This window comes from Streptomyces anandii JCM 4720 (assembly GCF_014650655.1).
Classification (GTDB): Bacteria; Actinomycetota; Actinomycetes; order Streptomycetales; family Streptomycetaceae; genus Streptomyces; species Streptomyces anandii.
The window spans coordinates 192,867-199,940 of the sequence record NZ_BMVJ01000007.1 but is presented as its reverse complement, the minus strand read 5'-3'; the positions used below and the strand labels follow the sequence as shown (position 1 = coordinate 199,940).

The 7,074-nt window shown below is 74.7% G+C and carries 7 protein-coding genes; 5 read left to right on the top strand and 2 right to left on the bottom strand.

The window, feature by feature from the left end:
• The coding region (locus tag IE249_RS37320; protein ID WP_229858521.1) for a beta-ketoacyl-[acyl-carrier-protein] synthase family protein at positions 1-928 on the top strand (928 nt) is incomplete at its 5' end.
• A 114-nt stretch (positions 929-1,042) separates the two neighbouring features.
• Here IE249_RS37320 and ku read toward each other — a convergent pair.
• The gene (ku, locus tag IE249_RS15360; RefSeq protein WP_189705378.1) at positions 1,043-2,104 is read right to left on the bottom strand and encodes a non-homologous end joining protein Ku; all 1,062 of its coding nucleotides are present in this window, start codon (positions 2,102-2,104) and stop codon (positions 1,043-1,045) included.
• A gap of 63 nt (positions 2,105-2,167) precedes the next feature.
• Here ku and ligD point away from each other — a divergent pair, with 63 nt between their 5' ends.
• Entirely contained in the window at positions 2,168-3,052 is an 885-nt protein-coding gene (gene ligD, locus IE249_RS15355; protein WP_189705377.1) for a non-homologous end-joining DNA ligase, read from the top strand.
• Positions 3,053-3,138: 86 nt separating this feature from the next.
• On the opposite strand, the gene IE249_RS15350 is transcribed toward ligD, so the two are convergent.
• A complete protein-coding gene (locus tag IE249_RS15350; protein WP_189705376.1) occupies positions 3,139-3,957 on the bottom strand; it encodes a nuclease-related domain-containing protein in 819 nt (272 codons plus the stop codon).
• Positions 3,958-4,059: 102 nt separating this feature from the next.
• Between IE249_RS15350 and IE249_RS15345 the strand changes: the two genes are divergently transcribed.
• The 3 genes from IE249_RS15345 to IE249_RS15335 all read left to right on the top strand — a co-directional run bounded on the left by IE249_RS15345 (position 4,060) and on the right by IE249_RS15335 (position 6,923).
• The gene (locus IE249_RS15345) at positions 4,060-4,566 is read left to right on the top strand and encodes a protein-tyrosine phosphatase family protein (RefSeq protein WP_189705375.1); all 507 of its coding nucleotides are present in this window, start codon (positions 4,060-4,062) and stop codon (positions 4,564-4,566) included.
• 147 nt (positions 4,567-4,713) lie between these two features.
• Positions 4,714-5,580, top strand: coding sequence for a hypothetical protein (locus IE249_RS15340; RefSeq protein WP_189705374.1), 867 nt, complete (start codon positions 4,714-4,716; stop codon positions 5,578-5,580).
• Positions 5,577-6,923, top strand: a complete 1,347-nt coding sequence (locus tag IE249_RS15335; RefSeq protein ID WP_189705373.1) for an ATP-binding protein — start codon at positions 5,577-5,579, stop codon at positions 6,921-6,923. Before IE249_RS15340 ends, IE249_RS15335 begins: the two co-directional genes overlap by 4 nt.
• The last annotated feature ends 151 nt before the right edge of the window (positions 6,924-7,074 follow it).

Below are 7,074 nucleotides of genomic sequence, written 5' to 3'. Positions count from 1 at the left end.
CATCCTCGGCGACGCCTCGATCCTGGTCGGCGGCGACCGCAAGCTGCGCGAGAAGGGGCCGCGGGGTGTGTCGCCGCTCACCACACCCATGACGGTGCCCTCCCAGGCCGCCTCCCAGGTCTCGCTGGACCTGCACATCACCGGCGAGGCGCGGACCGTGACCAGCGCCTGCGCCTCCGGCACCGAGGCGATCGGCGAAGCCATCGACCGCATACGGTACGGCCGTGTCGACGTCGCCCTCGCCGGCGGCGCCGAGGCGGTCGTCACACCGGCGATCATGGCGTCCTTCTCCGCCATGCGCGCCCTGTCCGACCTCGGGCTCGAGGACGGCGACTCGCCCTCACGGCCCTTCGCCAAGGACCGCGCCGGGTTCGTCAACGGCGAGGGCGCGGGGCTGCTCGTGCTGGAGTCCGAGGAGCACGCGCTCGCCCGCGGGGCCCGGATCTACTGCGAGGCCGCCGGGTGGGGGCTGTCGGCCGACGCCCACCACATGGCCGCGCCCGACCCCAGCGGGAGCGGGGTCGCGCTGGCGCTGCGGCGGGCCGTGCGGGACGCCGGTGGGCACGTCGTGGACGTCGTGCACGTCAACGCCCACGCCACGGCCACGGTCGAGGGCGACCTCGCCGAGGCCGGCGCCCTGCGCGCCGTGCTGGGGCAGCCGGGCGTGCCGGTGACCGCGCTGAAGGGTCACCTCGGGCACCTCCAGGGGGCCGCGGGCGGTGTCGAGGCGGTCGCGGCCGCGCTCACCCTGCACCACGGGGTCGTGCCGCCGACCGTGGGGTGCGCGGAGGTCGACGAGGCGATCGGGCTCGACATCGTGACCGGCAAGCCGCGCCCGCTGCCGGGCGAGGGCGACCTGGTGCTCAGCAACTCCTTCGGCTTCGGCGGCCACAACGCCGTACTGGCGCTGCGCCGCGTGAACCAGTAGCCGCCCGCCACGCCGGGCCACCGGTCACGGCCCCGCGGGACACGCTCCGGCGGGGCCCTGACCGTGTCCGACCACGCTTCCGGGCCCGGACCCTGACCCGGACCGGCCCGGGTCTCAAGCCGTGCGCTTGCGTGAGGCCGTCCTGGCCGCGGGCTTCTTGGCGGCGGCCTTCTTCGCCGTGCTCGTGCCGCCCCCGGCCGCGGCGGCGGTCTTCTTCGCGGTCTTGGACGACTTCGGCTTCGACGCCGTCTTCTTCGCCGACGCCGAGGCGGACTTCTTCGCCGTCGTCTTCTTCGCCGCGGACGCGGACTTCCCCGCGGCCGTCCCGGCCTTCCTCGCCCTCCCGGCGGAGGCCGGTTCGGACTCGCGGGGCGCGAGGTGTCTGACCTCCGCCTCCTCGCCCCGGGACTCCCTGGCCGCGCGGACGCTGTTCTCCAGGGCCGCCATCAGGTCCAGGACCTTGCCGCCGCGGGCGGGCTCGGGGGCCTCGGGGGGCGCCTCGCCGGAGGCCTTGGCCGCGATGACCTCCTCCAGGGCCTCGCGGTACTCGTCGTGCAGGTCCTCCAGGTCCACCTCGCCGAGGGTGTCCATGAGGGCGTCGGCGAGGTCGAGCTCCTTGTCGCGGACGGTGACGTCGGCGTCGGGGGCGACACCCTGGGGGGCGCGGATCTCGTCCGGCCAGAGCAGGCCGTGCATGGCGATCACGTCGTCCACCACGCGGAGCATCCCCAGCCGCTCGCGGCCGCGCAGGGCGAACTTGGCGATCGCCACCCGCCGGCTGCGCTTGAGCGCCTCGCGCAGCAGGGTGTACGGCTTGGCCGCGGGGGCGCCGCTCGCGGCCAGGTAGTAGGCGTGCTCCATCTGGAGCGGGTCGATCCGGTCGGCCGGGACGAAGGCCACGATGTCGATCGTCCTCGCGGTCGGCAGCGGCAGATGGGCCAGGTCCTCGTCGGTGATCGGGATGATCGAGCCGTCCGCGTCCTCGTACCCCTTGCCGATCTCGCCCTGGGTGACCTCGCGGTCCTCCAGTTCGCACACCTTGCGGTAGCGGATGCGCCCGCCGTCCTCGGTGTGGATCTGGCGGAAGGAGACGGTGTGGCTCTCGGTGGCGTTCACCAGCTTGATCGGGATGCTGACCAGGCCGAACGAGATGGCGCCGTTCCAGATCGATCGCACGTGCAGCACCTACCTCGGGACTGTTTGCCCTGTTTTACGAAGTATCCGTGGTTTTCTTATCGTATGGCGCCGATCACAGAGGTGGAGGGGCGACGGCTCGCGCTGAGCAACCTGGAGAAGGTGCTGTATCCCGCGACCGGGTTCACCAAGGCGGAGGTGCTCCACTACTACGCGACGATCGCCGAGGCGCTGCTGCCGCACCTGCGGGACCGGCCGCTGTCCTTCCTGCGGTATCCGGACGGCCCGGACGGGCAGCTCTTCTTCGTCAAGAACGTGCCCGCAGGTACGCCCGAGTGGGTGACGACCGCCGAGGTCCCGCGCTCGGAGGGGCCGGCCCGGATGGTGCTGGTGCAGGACCTGCCGAGCCTGATGTGGGCGGCCAACCTGGTGACCGAGTTCCACACTCCGCAGTGGCTGATCGGCGACCCGGGGGAGGCCGACCGGCTGGTGTTCGACCTCGACCCGGGGCCGCCGGCGACCGTGGTCGACTGCTGCCGGGTGGCCCTGTGGCTGCGGGAACGGCTGGCGCGGGACGGGATCGAGGCGTACGCGAAGACGTCGGGGTCCAAGGGGCTGCACCTGCTGGCGGCGGTGCGCGGGGCGTCCGGCGAGCGGACCTCGGAGTACGCCAAGGGGCTCGCGGTGGAGGCGGAGAAGGCGATGCCGCGGCTGGTGCTGCACCGGATGACGCGGAGTCTGCGGCCGGGGAAGGTGTTCGTCGACTGGAGCCAGAACGCGGCGCGCAAGACCACGGCTGCCCCCTACACCCTGCGGGCGCGGGCGGAGCCGATGGTCTCCGCGCCCGTGACCTGGGAGGAGGTCGCGGAGTGCCGGACGCCGGCCCGGCTGGAGTTCCGCGCGCCCGACATCGCCCCGAGGCTCCAGGACTACGGCGACCTGCTGGCGCCGCTCCTGGACGCGGAACGGCCTCCTCCCCGGCTACCGTGAGCGACGGCGGCCCGCCCCCTCCGGCCGGTCACACCCGTGCCCGCCCCCTCCGGCCGGTCACACCCGTGTCCGCTCGCTCCGCCCGGTCACACCCGTGCCCACGTCCCACGGTCCCGGGCGATCGCGTGCAGGGCCTCCACGTCCGCCGGCTTCAGCACGCCGCCCATGCGGGCCAGGCCCCCCAGCTCCTCGTCCCGCAGGACGCGCACGCCCTTGGGCGGGGCGGTGACCCGCACGTCGGCCGGCGCGTCCAGGACCAGCAGGGGGCGTACCTCCGCGGTGAGCGCGTAGGAGGCGCGGTCGGCGCAGGAGCGGACGCGCCGCAGCACGGGCTCGGCCTCGCGGCGGCCGAGGGCGACCATGGGGTCGGCGACGTGGACGCGCTGCTTGCGGGCGTAGAGGCTGTGGACGGCGAAGAGGCCGCCGGGGCCGATCACCAGGTGGTGGATGCGGTCGCCGCCGGGCAGCACGACGGAGTGCAGGGCGTGCCAGCCGGCGCCGTCCAGGCGGTCCAGGGCGTCGCCGACGTTTCGCTCGGCGGCCAGGGCGCGGCGGCGGGGGTCGGGGCGGAGGCGGTGGGCGGGGGCCGGGTCCCGTTCGAGGGCGACCAGGAGGGCCTCGCCGGGGCGGTTGGGCGCGAGGTCGTCGTCCGGGTGGAGGCTGAGGCGGGCGAGTTCGGCGGGGGTGGGTACGGGCGGCGGGCCCACGGCGACGGGGCCCGTGAGGAAGGGGCCCAGGGCATCCAGTACGGCCTCCCGCTCCTCCTCGTCATCGCCGAGGAGGTTGACGCGGGCGGCCTCGCGGTCGTACCAGGCGGCGTTGCTGCCGTCCTCGCGGCAGACGTAGAGCCTCTGCTGTCCGTGGCGCCAGGTCGGTATGACGCGCAGTCCGCGGTGTCCGCTCATGCACCATCACCCCCACGACCATGGGAACAGGCGGGGTGCTCCCGGGGCAAGAACCCGGCTACCTTTGAGGGGCGGTTGGGAGCGGAGTGGGGGAGGCGCCCGTTGCGGACCCGCAGGAAGCAGCCCGACGTACCGGCTCCGGACAGCCCGTGGAGCGAGATCGTGCCCGGCCTGTGGATGGGCGGGCACGAGTTCAGGAGCCGCTCGGGGAAGCTGGAGCTCGCCGTCGTGCGGGACGAGTTCGACCTGGTGCAGAGCCTGCTGAGGCTGCCGGGGTACGGTCCGGACGCCGGGGTGGAGCACCATGTGTGGCCGATTCCGGACGGGCCGCTGGACGGGACCCAGCTGGCGGGCGTGATGCGGCTGGCGCAGGCGGCCGGAGACGCGGTCGAGGCGGGGCGCCGGGTGCTGGTGCGCTGCTACTCGGGGTACAACCGGTCGGGGCTGGTGGTCGCGCACTCGCTGGTGCGGCGGGGGCTCACGGCCAACGAGGCGATCCGGCTGATCCGGGCCCGCCGCTCGCCGTGGGCGCTGCACAACGAGCTGTTCGTCGACTATCTGCGGACCGGTCTGTCGACGGCCAGGCTGCTGGAGGAGCTGGCCGAATAATCGTTTTACCTTCGAGTGCGTACGCTCTGCGGGCAGCACCGCACGGTCACCGCACCGCCGTCGCGCCGTCCCCCGGGACGCGGACGACGGACGGCGGCGGACAGCGGCGGTGAACAAAAAGGACTTCCGTACGAATAAGGTGTACCAGTGTCCCGCAGACGCCCCTCCATCGCCCTGACCACCGCTTTCGCCGCCCTCGTGCTGGCGACGGCGGCGGGCTGCGGCGACGCGGGCGGGCTGCGCGGCGCGGGTGCGACGCCGACCGCGATCAGCCCGGCCCGGCTGTGGCCCTCGCTGCGACCGGCGGCGAGCCCCGCCTGGCCCTACGACGAGGTGCAGATCGAGACGGTGAAGGGCGTCACCGCCCCCGGCGACGACATCCGCAAGGTCGATCCGGTGGCGGTCGTACGGGCGGAGATCGCCGCGCATCCGGACGACTACACGGCGGCCAAGGCGCCGTACCACGAGACGGCCGTCCGGATCGCGGACTGCGCCCGGGACGGGAGCGCCGCCGACCGCAAGCTGTGCCCGGTCATGCGGCCGTACTACCGCGACCTGACCGGGGACGGGCGCGAGGACATGACGCTCGGTTTCCGGCTGTATCCCACCAACCAGACGGCGGTGCGCGTCTACACCTTCGAGGGGCACCGGCTCGTGCAGGTGTTCGCCAACGACGACGCGGTGATTGGCGTCGAGCTGGCCGGGCGGGCGGTGATCATCCGGTCCCCCGCCGGGATCGCCGGCTACGAGTACCGCACGACCTGGTCCTGGGACCCCGACCAGCGGGCGATGGTGTTCTCGCGCGACGAGTTCCTGCGCACCGGCACCCGCAAGCCGACCCGCGCGCACACCCCGGCCCCCTCCGCCTCGCTCTCGCCGGTGCCCAGGCCCTCCCTCACCCCGGACGTGCCGTCCGCCGGGCCGTCGGGCGCCGCCGCCGATCCCTCCGCCGGCGCCGCCGCCGACCCCTCCGCCGGCACCGCCGCCGGCTCCCCCGCCGCGAGCGCGCGATGAGAGCCGTGCTGCCCCGGTGGGCCGGGACGCTCGCCGTGAAGTCCGCCGCCTTCATCACGGTGATGTGCTGTGCGCTGGCGGCGCTGCTCGGCGTCCTCGTGCACGTCTCCGTGACCGACCAGACCGTGGGCCAGGCACGCGCCCTGGCGCTGTCCCGGCTCAAGGACGCGACCAGCGCCTTCGAGTCCGGGGACACCATGCTGCCGGGCGCCGGGGTCGACCCGCCGGGACTGCCGGGATCGCTGCGGCAGCTGGCGGCGCGGGGGCAGCGCGGCACCGTCGTCGACCGGCACAAGGGGCGGCCCACCATGTGGGCGGCCGGGCCCGCCGACCACGGGCGGGCGCTGGCCGTGGAGGTCGACTACTCGCAGCAGGCCCGCACCATCGCGGCCCTGGACCAGTCGATCCTGTGGTCGTCCGGGCTGGCGATCGGCGTGACGCTGCTGATCGGCGCGTTCGCCGTGACCCGGGTGACGCGGCGGCTGCACGCCACCGCCCGGGTGGCCCGCCGGATCAGCACCGGGGACCTCGACGCGCGTGTGCACGACCCGCTGACCCGGGACCCCTCGCGCCCCCAGGACGAGGTGGCCGCGGTCGCCGCCGCGCTGGACTCGATGGCGGCCTCGCTCCAGGGCAAGCTGCTGGCCGAGCAGCGGTTCACCGCGGACGTGGCGCACGAGCTGCGCACCCCGCTGACGGGACTGCACGCGGCGGCCGAACTGCTCCCGCCGGGCCGGCCCACGGAGCTGGTGCGCGACCGGGTGGCCGCGCTGCGCACCCTCACCGAGGACCTGCTGGAGATCTCCCGGCTGGACAGCGGGCGGGAACGGCCCGCGCTGGACGCCGAGCACCTGAGCACGGTGGCCGAGCGAGCGGTGCGGGCGGCGGGCGCGGCGGCCGGGAGCGACGTGAAGGTCAGGATCGTACGGGACGTGTACGTCGAGACCGACCGTCGGCGCCTGGAGCGGGTGCTGGGCAATCTCGTGGCCAACGCGCACCGGCACGGGCGGCCGCCGGTGGTCCTGACGGTGGACGGCCCGGTCGTCACCGTGCGGGACCACGGCGACGGCTACCCGGACTACCTCGTGGCGCACGGCCCGCAGCGCTTCCGCACCGAGGGCGGGGCCACCGGGCACGGGCTCGGGCTGACGATCGCGCTGGGCCAGGCGGAGGTGCTCGGCGCCCGGCTGGAGTTCGCCAACGCGCCGGACGGCGGGGCGGTGGCGACGCTGACGCTGCCTCAGAGCCCACCGGAACCGGAGGACGACCCCGGCACGGCGGGCGGCCCGGGCGTACGAGCGGCCACCCGCCGAGCCGGCCCGTACGACGGCACCTCGCGCTGACGGCCGGCCCGGATGACGGCACCCCTCGGTGACGGCCCCCTGCGTGGGGGTGACGGTGCCTCAGGTGGCGCAGCGTGACGGGCGGGCGGGTCGCGACGCTCGTAATGTGGCGGTTAGTCAGATCTGCCCGTGACCGTACGGCCGGCGGGCT